Here is a 281-nt window from a genome sequence, read left to right on the forward strand (position 1 = left end):
AAATTCTCCATTGAGGCATTGTCAGCGCAGGTTGCTTTACGTGACATGCTTTGGAATACTTTATTTTTCTTCAATGTTTGCACCCATTGGTTATGCTGGTAATGCCATCCTTGATCAGAATGGATGGTGGTGCGGTAGGTGGCGCGATTCTTTATTATCTCTATCGTTTCTCTTAAAGGTTTCATAACTAGATCTAACGTGGGACGTTTCTTGATGTCAAAAGCAATAATTTCTCCGTTATAAAGATCAAGAATTGGATTTAAATATAACTTCTCATCCCC

The 281-nt window shown here is 38.4% G+C and carries 1 protein-coding gene; it reads right to left on the minus strand.

What is annotated here, in order from left to right:
* A partial coding sequence (locus GH754_RS19375) for a DDE-type integrase/transposase/recombinase (RefSeq protein WP_153730273.1) occupies positions 1-281 on the minus strand: 281 nt, incomplete at both ends.

The organism is Salinibacillus xinjiangensis, assembly GCF_009649735.1.
In the GTDB taxonomy this organism is placed as follows: domain Bacteria; phylum Bacillota; class Bacilli; order Bacillales; family Alkalibacillaceae; genus Salinibacillus; species Salinibacillus xinjiangensis.